General features: G+C 61.0%; 13 protein-coding genes. 9 read left to right on the top strand and 4 right to left on the bottom strand.

Translation table 11 applies throughout. The features are described 5' to 3' along the window. Positions 1 to 42: 42 nt before the first annotated feature. On the bottom strand, positions 43 to 759 hold the full coding sequence (rph, locus tag ACJ8OK_RS21715; protein ID WP_025160305.1) for a ribonuclease PH: 717 nt from the start codon (positions 757 to 759) through the stop codon (positions 43 to 45). Between the two features lie 126 nt (positions 760 to 885). On the opposite strand from rph, the gene ACJ8OK_RS21710 reads away from it, so the two are divergent. Further along, positions 886 to 1,749 carry a YicC/YloC family endoribonuclease gene (locus tag ACJ8OK_RS21710; protein ID WP_129993673.1) on the top strand — a complete coding sequence of 288 codons (864 nt, stop codon included), beginning with the start codon at positions 886 to 888 and terminating at the stop codon, positions 1,747 to 1,749. 55 nt (positions 1,750 to 1,804) lie between these two features. On the opposite strand, the gene ACJ8OK_RS21705 is transcribed toward ACJ8OK_RS21710, so the two are convergent. Beyond that, positions 1,805 to 2,194 (bottom strand): hypothetical protein, encoded by a 390-nt coding sequence (locus tag ACJ8OK_RS21705; RefSeq protein ID WP_033631363.1) that lies wholly within the window; start codon positions 2,192 to 2,194, stop codon positions 1,805 to 1,807. Between the two features lie 371 nt (positions 2,195 to 2,565). Between ACJ8OK_RS21705 and ACJ8OK_RS21700 the strand changes: the two genes are divergently transcribed. Continuing rightward, the gene (locus ACJ8OK_RS21700) at positions 2,566 to 3,750 is read left to right on the top strand and encodes a NupC/NupG family nucleoside CNT transporter (protein ID WP_033631364.1); all 1,185 of its coding nucleotides are present in this window, start codon (positions 2,566 to 2,568) and stop codon (positions 3,748 to 3,750) included. A gap of 34 nt (positions 3,751 to 3,784) precedes the next feature. Here the strand turns inward: ACJ8OK_RS21700 and ACJ8OK_RS21695 are convergent, their stop codons facing one another. After that, positions 3,785 to 4,219, bottom strand: coding sequence for a DUF3574 domain-containing protein (locus ACJ8OK_RS21695; RefSeq protein WP_015379443.1), 435 nt, complete (start codon positions 4,217 to 4,219; stop codon positions 3,785 to 3,787). Positions 4,220 to 4,472: 253 nt separating this feature from the next. Between ACJ8OK_RS21695 and ACJ8OK_RS21690 the strand changes: the two genes are divergently transcribed. The 6 genes from ACJ8OK_RS21690 (at position 4,473) to recG (ending at position 11,163) form a co-directional block, all read left to right on the top strand. Continuing rightward, a complete protein-coding gene (locus ACJ8OK_RS21690) occupies positions 4,473 to 5,090 on the top strand; it encodes a trimeric intracellular cation channel family protein (RefSeq protein WP_025304704.1) in 618 nt (205 codons plus the stop codon). Between the two features lie 210 nt (positions 5,091 to 5,300). Further along, the gene (gene gmk / locus ACJ8OK_RS21685) at positions 5,301 to 5,924 is read left to right on the top strand and encodes a guanylate kinase (protein WP_033636481.1); all 624 of its coding nucleotides are present in this window, start codon (positions 5,301 to 5,303) and stop codon (positions 5,922 to 5,924) included. A gap of 54 nt (positions 5,925 to 5,978) precedes the next feature. Further along, positions 5,979 to 6,254, top strand: a complete 276-nt coding sequence (rpoZ, locus tag ACJ8OK_RS21680; RefSeq protein WP_004931221.1) for a DNA-directed RNA polymerase subunit omega — start codon at positions 5,979 to 5,981, stop codon at positions 6,252 to 6,254. 18 nt (positions 6,255 to 6,272) lie between these two features. Then, positions 6,273 to 8,384, top strand: a complete 2,112-nt coding sequence (spoT, locus tag ACJ8OK_RS21675; RefSeq protein ID WP_048326716.1) for a bifunctional GTP diphosphokinase/guanosine-3',5'-bis pyrophosphate 3'-pyrophosphohydrolase — start codon at positions 6,273 to 6,275, stop codon at positions 8,382 to 8,384. Positions 8,385 to 8,389: 5 nt separating this feature from the next. After that, complete coding sequence (trmH, locus tag ACJ8OK_RS21670; RefSeq protein WP_004931227.1) at positions 8,390 to 9,085, top strand: tRNA (guanosine(18)-2'-O)-methyltransferase TrmH; 696 nt, start codon at positions 8,390 to 8,392, stop codon at positions 9,083 to 9,085. Further along, positions 9,082 to 11,163: an ATP-dependent DNA helicase RecG gene (gene recG, locus ACJ8OK_RS21665; protein ID WP_442531028.1), complete on the top strand. Its 2,082-nt coding sequence runs from the start codon at positions 9,082 to 9,084 to the stop codon at positions 11,161 to 11,163. The genes trmH and recG overlap by 4 nt, the downstream gene beginning before the upstream one ends. Positions 11,164 to 11,209: 46 nt before the next feature. Here the strand turns inward: recG and gltS are convergent, their stop codons facing one another. Then, positions 11,210 to 12,421 (bottom strand): sodium/glutamate symporter, encoded by a 1,212-nt coding sequence (gene gltS, locus ACJ8OK_RS21660; RefSeq protein ID WP_410214467.1) that lies wholly within the window; start codon positions 12,419 to 12,421, stop codon positions 11,210 to 11,212. Between the two features lie 240 nt (positions 12,422 to 12,661). Here gltS and ACJ8OK_RS21655 point away from each other — a divergent pair, with 240 nt between their 5' ends. Beyond that, a complete protein-coding gene (locus ACJ8OK_RS21655) occupies positions 12,662 to 14,062 on the top strand; it encodes a nucleobase:cation symporter-2 family protein (protein WP_049278597.1) in 1,401 nt (466 codons plus the stop codon). The last annotated feature ends 116 nt before the right edge of the window (positions 14,063 to 14,178 follow it).

Below are 14,178 nucleotides of genomic sequence, written 5' to 3'. Positions count from 1 at the left end.
CGCCGGGCATAAAAAAGGCGACTTCTCAGTCGCCTTGAAAAATCAGTCCGCCAGCGCCGCTTTCTGCGCCTGGAAGATGGTTTCGATGCCCCCTCGGGCCAGCGCCAACAGCGCCAACAGCTCATCATGGCTGAACGGCTCGCCTTCGGCGGTGCCCTGCACTTCAATCATGCGGCCGTCTTCCATCATCACCACGTTCATATCGGTTTCCGCGGCGGAATCTTCCACATACTCCAGATCGCACAGCGCTTCGCCATTGACGATGCCGACGGAAACCGCCGCCACCATGCCCTTCATCGGGTTGGCTTTCAGCTTGCCGTTGGCCACCAGGGTGTTCAGCGCGTCGGCCAGCGCCACGCAGGCGCCGGAGATGGAGGCGGTGCGGGTACCGCCGTCGGCCTGCAGTACGTCGCAGTCGAGGGTGATGGTGAATTCACCGAGCTTTTTCAGATCCACCGCGGCACGCAGCGAGCGGGCGATCAGACGCTGGATTTCCAGCGTGCGGCCGCCCTGCTTGCCTTTGGCGGCTTCACGGGCGTTGCGGCTGTGGGTGGAGCGCGGCAGCATACCGTACTCGGCGGTGATCCAACCTTGCCCCTGGCCTTTCAGGAAGCGCGGAACGCCCTCTTCTACCGTGGCGGTGCACAAGACTTTGGTATCGCCAAACTCAACCAGCACTGAACCTTCAGCGTGTTTGGTATAGTGACGGGTCAGTGTCAGGGGGCGAACTTGCTGTGGTGCTCTGCCTGCAGGACGCATGGGCTCTCTCCGGCTTCAAATCAACTATTGGCTGCGCATTATACGGGCTTCGTGACGTAATGCCTATCCTGCCCGCAGCCGCGACGCTATAATCGCCCCATCTTTTCCTATTACGGGTACGCATCAATGATCCGCAGCATGACCGCCTACGCCCGGCGTGAAATCAAGGGTGAATGGGGCAGCGCAGCCTGGGAGCTGCGTTCCGTTAACCAGCGCTACTTAGAAACCTACATCCGCCTGCCGGAACAATTCCGCAGCCTGGAGCCGGTGATCCGTGAACGTATCCGTGGCCGCCTGACCCGCGGCAAAGTCGAATGCAACCTGCGTTTCGAACTGGATCCAAGCGCGCAAAGCTCGCTGATCCTGAACGAAAAGCTGGCCAAACAGCTGGTCGAAGCCGCCAACTGGGTGAAAATGCAGAGCGACGAAGGGGAAATCAACCCGATCGACGTGCTGCGCTGGCCGGGCGTGATGTCCGCGCAGGAGCAGGATCTGGATGCCATCAGCGCCGAGCTGATGCAGACGCTGGACGGCGCGCTGGATGACTTTATCGTCGCACGCGAAAGCGAAGGCGCCGCGCTGAAAACGCTGATCGAACAGCGCCTCGACGGCGTCAGCGCCGAAGTGGTCAAAGTGCGCGCCCAGATGCCGAACATCCTGCAATGGCAGCGCGAGCGCCTGGTCAGCAAGCTGGAAGAGGCGCAGGTGCAGCTGGAAAACACCCGCCTGGAGCAGGAGCTGGTGCTGATGGCGCAGCGCATCGACGTCGCCGAAGAGCTGGACCGCCTGGAAGCGCACGTGAAAGAGACGCACAACATCCTGAAGAAGAAAGAAGCCGTCGGCCGCCGTCTCGACTTTATGATGCAGGAGTTCAACCGCGAATCGAACACCCTGGCCTCCAAGTCGATCAATGCCGACGTCACCGCCTCCGCCATCGAGCTGAAGGTGCTGATCGAGCAAATGCGCGAGCAGATCCAGAACATCGAGTGATCCCGCTCCGCTCACCGTCAAGCCCGCGCCACGCGGGCTTTTTTCCGGCTGCAGATCAGCGATAGGCGGCCGCTTGCTCCTCACCGATCAACCCCATTTTCTGCAGCTGCACCGCAATGCTCCAGGTTGAGCGCTCGAACTCATCGCTCAGCGCTTCCAGCGTCGTCCCGGCCGCATGGCTCTCGCGCAGCCGCAGCTTTTCCTCTTCCGGCCAGGGGAAGTAGGCATTGGCCGGCCGCCCCTCGGCCAGATTCTTCTGCCGCTTCTCCTCCGGTGTCAGCCGGGCTTTTTTCTGCAGTTCGGATTCACCGTCAAACTCGTTGGCCAACGCGAACAGCAGCCGGATAGCCTCCGGCGCGCAGGCCGCCGAAGCCGGTCTCAACAGCTCGCCGGTGTCGGGATTAACGCCGTTGGCCAGCGCCCTGAGCAACGTGCCGGTATTCATCGTTCGCCTCCTGGTTTGAGAAAATGCGCGCCAGTCGCGGCGCCTTGCCCAAACATGTTTCTCCGCCTTAGCCAAGAAAACCACATTTTGCGCCGGGAAAAATCGCCCATTGCGAGCCAGATTCCAGGTGCCTGAACGTGCGGGACGGTGGTTGCATCAGGCTGCGAGCCGGCAGGCATCATGGAAGACGGCTCACTAAGGCACTTCGGGGGCTTATGAAAAACTGCCGAGCAGCGCGTGCGGATGACAATCGGCAAGATATCCCGCATGCCATAAGTATTTTGTTCTAATTATCACGCAAGGTAATGAAAGGACGGCAATGCTGTGGCTAAATGTGTTTTTTTCCTGCCCGTGAACCGTACGGACCGTTTATGCCACAAATTCTGCAATTTATTATGGCCCTGGTGGTGATCATCGCCCTGGCGCTGCTGGTCAGCAATAATCGCAAGAAAATCCGCCTGCGCTATATCATCCAGCTGTTGGTGATCGAAGGCGCGCTGGCCTACTTCTTCCTGCACTCCGCCAGCGGGCTCAGCGTGATCAAACACGTCGCCGGCTTCTTCGACACCCTGCTCGCCTACGCCGCCCAAGGATCGGAGTTCGTATTCGGCGGCATGAGCAAGGATGGCCTGGCGTTCATCTTCCTCGGCGTTTTGTGTCCTATCATCTTTATTTCCGCCCTGATCGGCATTTTGCAGCATTTCCGCATTCTGCCGCTGATCATCCGCATGGTGGGCACCCTGCTGTCCAAGGTCAACGGCATGGGCAAGCTGGAATCGTTCAACGCCGTCAGCACGCTGGTGCTGGGGCAGTCAGAGAACTTCATCGCCTACAAGGGCATCATCGGCGACATCTCGCCGCGCCGCATGTACACCATGGCCGCAACCGCCATGTCGACGGTATCGCTCTCCATCGTCGGCGCCTACATGTCGATGATCGACGCGCAGTACGTGGTGGCGGCGTTGATCCTTAATATGTTCAGCACCTTCATCATCCTGTCGATCATCAACCCGTATCAGGTCGAAGACGAGCCGGAGCTGAAGCTGAACAAACTGCACGAAGATCAGAGCTTCTTCGAAATGCTGGGCGAGTACATTCTGGCCGGCTTCAAGATTGCGATGATCATCGCGGCGATGCTGATCGGCTTTATCGCGCTGATCTCCGCCGTCAACGCGCTGTTCTCGGCGGTGCTCGGCATCAGCTTCCAGCAGATCCTCGGCTACGTGTTCTATCCGCTGGCCTGGCTGATCGGCATCCCGGCGGAGGAGGCCCTGAAGGCGGGCAGCATCATGGCGACCAAACTGGTGGCCAACGAATTCGTGGCGATGATTGAACTGAAGAAGATCGCGGCGGAGCTGTCGCCGCGCGGGCTGGGCATTTTGTCGGTGTTCCTGGTGTCGTTCGCCAACTTCGCCTCCATCGGCATCGTCGCCGGCGCCATCAAAGGACTGAACGAGCAGCAAGGCAACGTGGTTTCCCGTTTTGGCCTGAAGCTGGTTTACGGCTCGACGCTGGTGAGCCTGTTGTCGGCAGCCATCGCCGGCCTGGTGCTGTAATCCCCACTCCCGGCCAGGCGGCCGGGAGTGCGTTTTAGAACGCCACGCACACCGGCGCATCCACCCGCATCACCGAATCCTGCGCAAACTGCTGCTTATAGCCGCTGCGCAGCGCCTCGATATTCGCCTCGCTCTCTTTGCCCGGCGCATGGATCAGCAGCAGCGCCTTGCTGTTCTCGCGCGCCAGTTTGCCGTCGTGGCCCAGCCACTGCCCTTTGGCATCAAACACCGTCAGCCCGTCTTTAAAACGTGGTGTCACCTGGCTATCGACGAAGGTTTGCCACTCGGCGGCGGTGATCGCCGGCCCCGCCGGCCGGTTCAGGCCGAAGTAGAGCGTTGTCTGCACCAGCGGATCGCCGGTGCGGCAAGCCGGGGTGGGGGAAACAGCCTGGTGGCCTGGCGCCACGCAGCCGCTCAGCAGCAGGGCTGCCATCATGGCGCCAGCAGCCAGTCTCGGGGAGTTTTTCATCTGCAGTCTCGGTTTCTCGGTTGAAGGATTCGCTGCAAAAATCATAGTCAGCGATGGAAATTAGCGCGAAATTTCTAATGCTTTCATTAACAGCCAGATGTTAAAAAAGGCTGGTTATCGGCAATAAAAACGGAGTTTGGATTAGCTATATTAATCCGAAATTCCATCAGTGAAAAAAACTCAGTGGCGCGCGTCCTCGGCGGCGATTACCCTGCCGGCCATCATTCTGACGCAAGTACGCTGTGAATCCCTTATGTTACTGAGCATCCTTTATATCATCGGCATCACCGCCGAAGCCATGACCGGCGCGTTGGCGGCCGGCCGCCGCCAAATGGACATGTTCGGCGTGATCATCATCGCCTCGGTCACCGCGATCGGCGGCGGGTCGGTGCGCGATATGCTGCTCGGGCATTTTCCGTTGGGCTGGGTCAAACACCCGGAATACATCGTCATCGTCGCAATAGCGGCGATCGTCACCACCTGGGTGGCTCCTCTGATGCGCCATCTGCGCCGCCTGTTTCTGGTGCTCGACGCCGTCGGCCTGATCGTTTTCTCGATCATCGGCGCGCAGGTGGCGCTGGATATGGGGCACAGCGCGATTATCGCCGCCATCGCCGCGGTGATCACCGGCGTCTTCGGCGGGGTGCTGCGCGACATGTTCTGCAACCGTATCCCGCTGGTTTTCCAGAAAGAAATCTACGCCGGCATCTCCTTCAGCGCCGCCTGGCTGTATATCGGCCTGCAGCACCTCAGCCTGCCGCACAATCTGGTGGTGATCCTCACGCTGGTCGCCGGCCTGAGCGCGCGTCTGATCGCCCTGCGCTTCCGCCTCGGTCTGCCGGTGTTCAACTACCAACATCCGGATCACTGATCCCGGGGCGGCAGCGCGCCGCCGCTGGGCCAAAACTGCCAAAATATCGCTCTTCAGCGCGCATATTCGCGCATTCGACGCTTTTTCCGCGCAAAGCCACGGGCAAAATGCGAGCTAACGCTGCACCCGGCGCGTTAGCCGTGTATACTGTGCGGAGAAAATACACATCCGCTGTTTTTGGCATATCAACCGTTATCAACGAACATCATCATGGCTCAAGGCACGCTTTATATTGTCTCTGCTCCCAGTGGCGCAGGTAAATCAAGTCTGATTCAGGCTTTGTTAAAGACGCAACCGCTGTACGACACGCAGGTTTCGGTTTCGCACACCACGCGCGACAGCCGCCCGGGTGAAAATCACGGCGAGCACTATTTCTTCGTCTCGAAAGACGAATTCCGCCGGATGATCGAGCAGGATGCGTTTCTTGAGCACGCCGAAGTGTTCGGCAACTATTACGGCACCTCGCGCGCCGCCATCGAACAAGTCTTGTCGACCGGCGTGGACGTGTTTCTGGATATCGACTGGCAGGGCGCGCAGCAAATCCGCGCCAAAATGCCGCAGGCGCGCAGCATCTTCATTCTGCCGCCGTCGAAGGAAGAACTGGGCCGCCGCCTGCGCGGGCGCGGGCAGGATTCCGAAGAGGTGATCGCCAAACGCATGGCCCAGGCCGTGGCGGAAATGACGCATTACGCGGAGTACGATTACCTGATCGTGAACGATGATTTCGATCTGGCGCTGTCCGATCTGAAGACCATCATTCGCGCCGAACGCCTGCGTTTGGGCCGCCAGTTGCTGCGGCATGACGCTTTAATCAGCAAACTATTGGCAGACTGAAGGCAGTTTCAGTATCATGCCCAGTCTTTTCGTCACCTGTGGAGTAGCACAAATATGGCACGCGTAACTGTTCAAGACGCTGTAGAGAAAATTGGTAACCGTTTTGACCTGGTGTTGGTCGCTGCTCGTCGGGCGCGTCAGATCCAGACCGGCGGCAAAGATGCACTGGTTCCGGAAGAGAACGACAAGTACACCGTTATCGCCCTGCGCGAAATCGAAGAAGGCCTGATCACCAGCCAGATCCTCGACGTGCGTGAGCGCCAGGAGCAGCAAGAGCAGGAAGCCGCAGAGATTCAAGCGGTTACCGCGATTGCTGAAGGTCGTCGTTAATTAGACAGCGAGTCCGCCTTGTACCTGTTTGAAAGCCTGAATCTGCTGATTCAACGTTACCTGCCCGAGGAGCAGATTAAGCGCCTCAAACAGGCATACCTCGTCGCGCGCGACGCGCACGAGGGTCAGACACGCTCCAGCGGTGAGCCCTACATTACTCACCCGGTCGCCGTGGCCTGCATCCTGGCGGAAATGCGTCTCGATCACGAGACGCTGATGGCGGCGTTGCTGCACGACGTCATCGAAGACACCCCGGCCACCTATCAAGATATGGAACAGCTGTTCGGCAAGAGCGTCGCCGAACTGGTCGAGGGCGTCTCCAAGCTCGACAAGCTGAAGTTCCAGGACAAGAAAGAAGCGCAGGCGGAAAACTTCCGCAAGATGATCATGGCGATGGTGCAGGATATCCGCGTCGTGCTGATCAAGCTGGCCGACCGTACGCACAACATGCGCACCCTCGGTTCGCTGCGCCCCGACAAACGCCGGCGCATCGCGCGTGAAACCCTGGAAATCTACAGCCCCCTCGCCCACCGCCTGGGTATTCATCACCTGAAAACCGAGCTGGAAGAGCTGGGCTTCGAGGCGCTGTACCCAAACCGCTACCGCGTGATCAAGGAAGTGGTGAAAGCCGCGCGCGGCAACCGCAAAGAGATGATTCAAAAAATCCTCTCCGAGATCGAAGGGCGGCTGACGGAAGCCGGCATCGCCTGCCGCGTCAGCGGGCGGGAAAAACACCTCTATTCCATCTACCTCAAGATGCACCTGAAAGAACAGCGTTTTCATTCCATCATGGATATCTACGCGTTTCGGGTGATCGTCAAAGAGGTCGATACCTGCTACCGCGTGCTCGGCCAGGTGCACAGCCTGTATAAACCGCGCCCGGGGCGGGTGAAAGATTATATCGCCATTCCCAAGGCCAACGGCTATCAATCGCTGCATACCTCGCTGATCGGCCCGCACGGCGTGCCGGTCGAAGTGCAGATCCGCACCGAAGACATGGATCAGATGGCTGAGATGGGGGTGGCCGCGCACTGGGCTTACAAGGAAAGAGAACAGGGCGAAACCGGCACCACGGCGCAGATCCGTGCCCAGCGCTGGATGCAAAGCCTGCTGGAGCTGCAGCAAAGCGCCGGCAGTTCGTTTGAATTTATCGAGAGCGTCAAATCCGATCTGTTCCCGGATGAGATTTACGTTTTCACCCCGGAAGGCCGCATCGTCGAGCTGCCCGCCGGCGCCACGCCGGTCGACTTCGCCTATGCGGTGCATACCGATATCGGCCATGCCTGCGTCGGCGCGCGCGTCGATCGTCAGCCGTACCCGCTGTCGCAGTCGCTGACCAGCGGCCAGACCGTCGAGATCATCACCGCGCCGGGCGCGCGGCCCAACGCCGCCTGGCTGAACTTCGTGGTCAGCTCGAAAGCGCGCGCCAAGATTCGCCAGATGTTGAAGAACCTCAAGCGCGACGACTCCGTCGGCCTCGGCCGCCGTCTGCTCAACCATGCGCTGGGCGGCAGCCGCAAACTGGCCGAAATCCCGCAGGAAAATATTCAGCACGAGCTGGATCGCATGAAGCTGGCGACGCTGGACGATCTGCTGGCGGAAATTGGCCTCGGCAACGCCATGAGCGTGGTGGTGGCGAAGAACCTGCAGGGCGATCAGTCCAGCCTGGGCTCCACCTCCGGCGTGCGCAACCTGGCCATCAAGGGCGCCGACGGCGTGTTGATCACCTTCGCCAAGTGCTGCCGTCCGATTCCGGGCGACCCGATTATCGCTCACGTCAGCCCGGGCAAAGGGCTGGTGATCCACCATGAATCCTGCCGCAATATTCGCGGCTATCAGAAAGAGCCTGAGAAGTTCATGGCGGTCGAGTGGGATAAAGAGACCGAGCAGGAGTTCATCGCCGAGATCAAGGTGGATATGTTTAACCACCAGGGCGCGCTGGCCAACCTGACGGCGGCGATCAACGCGGCCGAATCCAATATTCAGAGCCTGAACACCGAAGAGAAAGACGGTCGGGTTTATAGCGCCTTTATCCGCTTGACCACCCGCGATCGCATCCATTTGGCAAACATTATGCGTAAAATCCGTATCATGCCGGATGTGATCAAAGTTAACCGCAACCGAAACTAGCGCTTATGAGTCCTGAACGCTATGCGCGGATTTGTGAAATGCTCGCGACCCGGCAGCCGGATCTGACGGTCTGCCTGGAGCAGGTACACAAGCCGCATAACGTCTCCGCCATTATCCGTACCGCCGACGCCGTCGGCGTGCATCAGGTCCACGCCGTGTGGCCCACCACCCGCATGCGCACCCTGGTCTCCTCCGCCGCCGGCAGCAACAGTTGGGTCAGCGTTAAAACCCATCGCACCATCGGCGACGCGGTCGGTCACCTGAAAGCGCAGGGCATGCAAATTCTGGCCACCAACCTGTCTGCGCGCGCGGTCGATTTCCGCGAGGTGGACTACACCCGGCCAACCTGCGTGCTGCTCGGCCAGGAAAAAACCGGCATCACCGAAGAAGCGCTGGCGCTGGCCGATCAGGACATCGTCATTCCGATGATCGGCATGGTGCAATCGCTCAACGTCTCCGTGGCTTCGGCGCTGATCCTGTATGAGGCGCAGCGCCAGCGGCAAAACGCCGGCCTGTACCGTCGCGACAACAGCATGCTGGACGAAGAAGAGCAGCAGCGTCTGCTGTTCGAAGGCGGTTACCCGGTGCTGGCCAACGTGGCCAAGCGCAAAGGGCTGCCGCGCCCGCAGATCGATGAACAGGGCCAGGTGGTCGCCAGCGCCGAATGGTGGGCGGCCATGCAGGCGACGGTGCGCAAATGAAAGGCCGCCTGCTGGATGCTGTCCCACTCACCACGCTTTCCGGGGTTGGCGCCAGCCAGGCGGGCAAATTGGCCAAACTCGGCCTCGACACCATTCAGGATCTGCTGCTGCACCTGCCGCTGCGCTACGAAGACCGCACCCGCCTCTACCCGATCAACGATCTGCTGCCGGGCATCTACGCCACGGTAGAGGGGGAAGTGCTGCGCAGCGACATCAGTTTCGGCCGCCGCCGCATGCTGACCAGCCAGATCAGCGACGGCACCGGCATCCTCACCATGCGGTTCTTCAACTTCAACGCCGCAATGAAAAACAGCCTGGCCACCGGCCGCCGCGTGACCGCCTACGGCGAGATCAAACGCGGCAACCACGGCGCGGAAATCATCCATCCGGAATACCGCATTCAGGGCGAAGCCAGCGAGGTTGAGCTGCAGGAGTCGCTGACGCCGGTTTATCCCACTACCGAAGGGGTGCGGCAGGCCACGCTGCGCAAGCTGACCGATCAGGCGCTGGCGCTGCTGGATACCTGCGCCATCGCCGAACTGCTGCCGCCGGAGCTGAGCGGCGGCCTGATGAGCCTGCCGCAGGCGCTGCACACACTGCACCGCCCGCCGCCGGACATCCAGCTGGCGGATCTGGAGCTGGGCAAACACCCGGCGCAAAAACGCCTGATCCTCGAAGAGCTGTTGGCGCATAACCTCAGCATGCTGGCGGTGCGCGCCGGCGCCCAGAGTTACCGGGCGCAGCCGCTGCTGCCGGACGATCGGCTGAAAAAACGTTTTCTCGCCCAGCTGCCGTTCTCGCCGACCGGCGCGCAAACGCGCGTGGTGGCCGACATCGAAGCCGATATGCAAAAAGACTTCCCGATGATGCGGCTGGTGCAGGGCGACGTCGGCTCCGGCAAAACGCTGGTGGCGGCGCTGGCGGCGCTGCGCGCCATCGCGCACGGCAAACAGGTGGCGCTGATGGCGCCGACCGAGCTGCTGGCCGAGCAGCACGCCAACAATTTCCGCCAGTGGTTTGAACCGCTGGGGCTGGAGGTCGGCTGGCTGGCCGGCAAACAGAAAGGCAAGGCGCGCATCGCGCAGCAGGAAGCCATCGCCAGCGGCCAGGTGTCAATGGTGGTCGGCACCCACGCCATCTTCCAGGAGCAGGTACAGTTCAACGGCCTGGCGCTGGTGATCATCGATGAGCAGCACCGCTTCGGGGTACATCAGCGGCTGGCGCTGTGGGAGAAAGGCGAAGAGCAAGGCTTCCACGCCCATCAGCTGATCATGACCGCCACGCCGATCCCGCGCACGCTGGCGATGACCGCCTATGCCGATCTCGACACCTCGGTCATCGACGAGCTGCCGCCGGGCCGCACGCCGGTGACCACCGTCGCCATTCCCGATACCCGCCGCGCCGACATCATTCAACGGGTGAAGAGCGCCTGCCTGGAAGAGGGGCGGCAGGCTTACTGGGTGTGTACGCTGATCGAGGAATCTGAGCTGCTGGAAGCGCAGGCGGCGGAAGCCACCTGGGAGGAATTGAAAGCCGCATTGCCAGAGCTGAAGGTGGCGCTGGTGCACGGCCGCATGAAAGCGCAGGAGAAGCAGGCGGTGATGCAGGCGTTTAAACAGGGCGAGCTGCAGCTGCTGGTCGCCACCACGGTGATCGAAGTCGGCGTCGACGTACCGAACGCCAGCCTGATGATCATCGAAAACCCGGAACGGCTGGGCCTGGCGCAGCTGCACCAGCTGCGCGGCCGCGTAGGGCGCGGCGCGGTGGCCTCACACTGTGTGCTGCTGTACAAAACGCCGCTGAGCAAAACCGCGCAAACGCGCCTGCAGGTGCTGCGCGACAGCAACGACGGCTTTGTCATCGCCCAGCGCGATCTGGAGATCCGCGGCCCGGGCGAGCTGCTCGGCACCCGCCAGACCGGCAGCGCCGAATTCAAAGTGGCGGACCTGCTGCGCGACCAGGCGATGATCCCCGAAGTGCAGCGCGTCGCTCGCCACCTCCACCAGCACTACCCGGAACACGCCCAGGCGCTGATTGAACGCTGGCTGCCGGAGAAGGCGCGCTACTCCAACGCATAAAAAAGGGCGCCGACGGCGCCCTCTTCTTTTTTTCTGGCTCGCGATATCACCCCACCGCCGGGAACACCGGCAGCAGCAGATACAGCTTGATGACGATGGCGTTGGCGATATCGATAAAGAACGCCCCCACCATCGGCACCACCAAAAACGCCACGTGCGACGGGCCGAAGCGATCGGTGATCGCCTGCATGTTGGCGATCGCCGTCGGCGTGGCACCCATGCCGAAGCCGCAGTGGCCGGCGGCCAGCACCGCCGCGTCGTAGTTCTTGCCCATCACCCGGTAGGTGACGAATATCGCGTACAGCGCCATCACCAGCGTCTGCATCGCCAGGATCGCCAGCATCGGCAGCGCCAGCGAGGCCAGCTCCCACAGGCGCAGGCTCATCAACGCCATCGCCAGGAATAGCGACAGGCTGACGTTGCCCAACACCGACACCGCCCGCTCGAACACGGTATAGAAGCCGGTGAAGGCCAGCGTGTTGCTGAGGATCACCCCGACGAACAGCACGCAAACGAAGTTCGGCAGTTCAAACACCGTGCCGCCCAGCAGGCCGGCAATCAACTGCCCCAGGCTCAGACAGATGGCGATCATGGCGATGGTTTCGATCATCACCAGCGAGGTGATGAGACGGCCGCTTTCCGGCTTCTCAAAACCGCTCGGCTGCACGCTGTCATCCGGGGTGCCTTCCGGCGTGGAGGAGTGTTTGACCAGATAGCGCGCCACCGGGCCGCCGATCAGGCCGCCCAGCACCAGGCCGAAGGTGGCGCAGGCCATGGCGACTTCCGTGGCGTTTTCAAAACCGTAGCGCTCGATGAACAGCTTGCTCCAGGCCGCCCCGGTGCCGTGGCCCCCCGACAGGGTGATCGATCCGGCAATCAGGCCCATCAGCGGATCCAGCCCCAGCATTTTCGCCATGCCGATGCCGATGGCGTTCTGCACGATAAGCAGCCCCAGCACCACGAACAGGAACACTACCAGCACCTTGCCGCCGGCGCGCAAACGCGCCAGGTTGGCGTTCAGGCCGATGGTGGCGAAGAAGGCCAGCATCAGCGGATCCTTCAGCGACATGTCAAAACTGACTTCCCAGTTGACGAGCTTTTTCAGGGCTAACAGCAGAAGGGCCACCAGCAAACCGCCGGCGACGGGAGCGGGAATGGTATATTTTCGCAGCAGGGGAATGGTTCTGACGCACTTGCCTCCGAGGAGCAAAACCAGCGTCGCCGCGACTAACGTGCCATAAGTATCAAGATGAAACATCCAGGTACTCCATGTAAGGGAAAAGATCCAAATAAAAATAATAAGTTATAGAAAACCACTTAGTTTTTAAACTTGATGAGTGCAGGATTAGAAGTAAAAAACGCTGAGATGACAAGAAAAAATGAATGAAAATGCGACATAAACGGGAAAGTCGGCAACATAATATTTACGCGCAACCGTTTGCTTTTGCGGGGCGGGGCATTAAAATGCCTGCTTTGCCGTATCTGGAAACGCCACACCATGAGCATGTCATCCTCCGAGCTTGATGCCGCGCGCCAAGCCGCCTCAGAACCCCGCGCCAGTGAACTGATTTATCGCCTGGAAGATCGCCCGCCGCTGCCGCAAACGCTGTTTGCCGCCGGCCAGCATCTGCTGGCGATGTTCGTCGCGGTGATCACACCGGCTCTGCTGATCTGCCAGGCGCTGGGCCTGCCGGCACAGGATACCCAGCACATCATCAGCATGTCGCTGTTCGCCTCCGGTCTGGCTTCCATTCTGCAAATCAAAACCTGGGGGCCGGTGGGTTCCGGGCTGTTGTCGATTCAGGGCACCAGCTTCAATTTCGTTTCGCCGCTGATCATGGGCGGTCTGGCGCTGAAAAACGGCGGCGCCGACGTGCCGACCATGATGGCCGCGCTGTTCGGCACGCTGATGGTCGCTTCCTGCACCGAAATTTTACTGTCGCGCGTGCTGCATCTGGCGCGCCGCATCATCACCCCGCTGGTTTCCGGCATCGTGGTGATGATCATTGGCCTGTCGCTGATTCAGGTCGGTCTGACCTCGATCGGCGGCGGTTATGCCGCGATGAACGATCACAGCTTCGGCTCGCCGAAAAACCTGCTGCTGGCCGGCGCGGTGCTGGCGGTCATCATCCTGCTGAACCGCCAGCGCAACCCTTACCTGCGCGTCGCTTCGCTGGTGATCGCCATGGCGGTCGGCTATCTGTTGGCCTGGGCGATGGACATGCTGCCCGCCGACGCATCGGCAGCCCCCACGGCGGCGATCACCATCCCCACGCCGCTCTATTACGGCCTGGGCTTCGACTGGAACCTGCTGCTGCCGCTGATGCTGATCTTTATGGTCACCTCGCTGGAAACCATCGGCGACATCACCGCCACCTCTGACGTCTCCGAACAGCCGGTCAGCGGGCCGCTGTACATGAAGCGCCTGAAGGGCGGCGTGCTGGCCAACGGCCTGAACTCGATGCTGTCGGCGGTGTTCAACACCTTCCCCAACTCCTGCTTCGGCCAGAACAACGGCGTGATCCAGCTGACCGGCGTCGCCAGCCGCTACGTCGGCTTCGTAGTGGCGCTGATGCTGATCGCGCTGGGGCTGTTCCCGGCGGTGGCCGGCTTCGTGCAGCACATTCCCGAGCCGGTACTGGGCGGCGCGACCATCGTGATGTTCGGCACCATCGCCGCCTCCGGCGTGCGCATCGTGTCGCGCGAGCGCCTGAACCGCCGCGCCATCATGATCATGGCGCTGTCGCTGGCCGTCGGCATGGGCGTCTCTCAGCAGCCGCTGATCCTCCAGTTCGCGCCGGACTGGCTGAAAACCCTGCTCTCTTCCGGCATCGCCGCCGGCGGCATTACCGCCATCGTGCTGAACCTGGTGTTCCCGCAGGAACACGAGAAAAAGTAACCCGTCCATTGGCGTTCAAACGGCCGCTTGCGGCCGTTTTTTATTGTCTATCAGACCATTGCCCTTGAGATGCCCGGCCAATTGCGGCATAAACAGGGTATCTTTTTTGACCGATG

The sequence above is a fragment of the Serratia sp. CY71090 genome (genome assembly GCF_052166845.1).
Taxonomy (GTDB): Bacteria; Pseudomonadota; Gammaproteobacteria; order Enterobacterales; family Enterobacteriaceae; genus Serratia; species Serratia nematodiphila.
The sequence above is the reverse complement of the archived record's forward strand: the minus strand, read 5'-3'. Positions and strand labels throughout refer to the sequence as shown.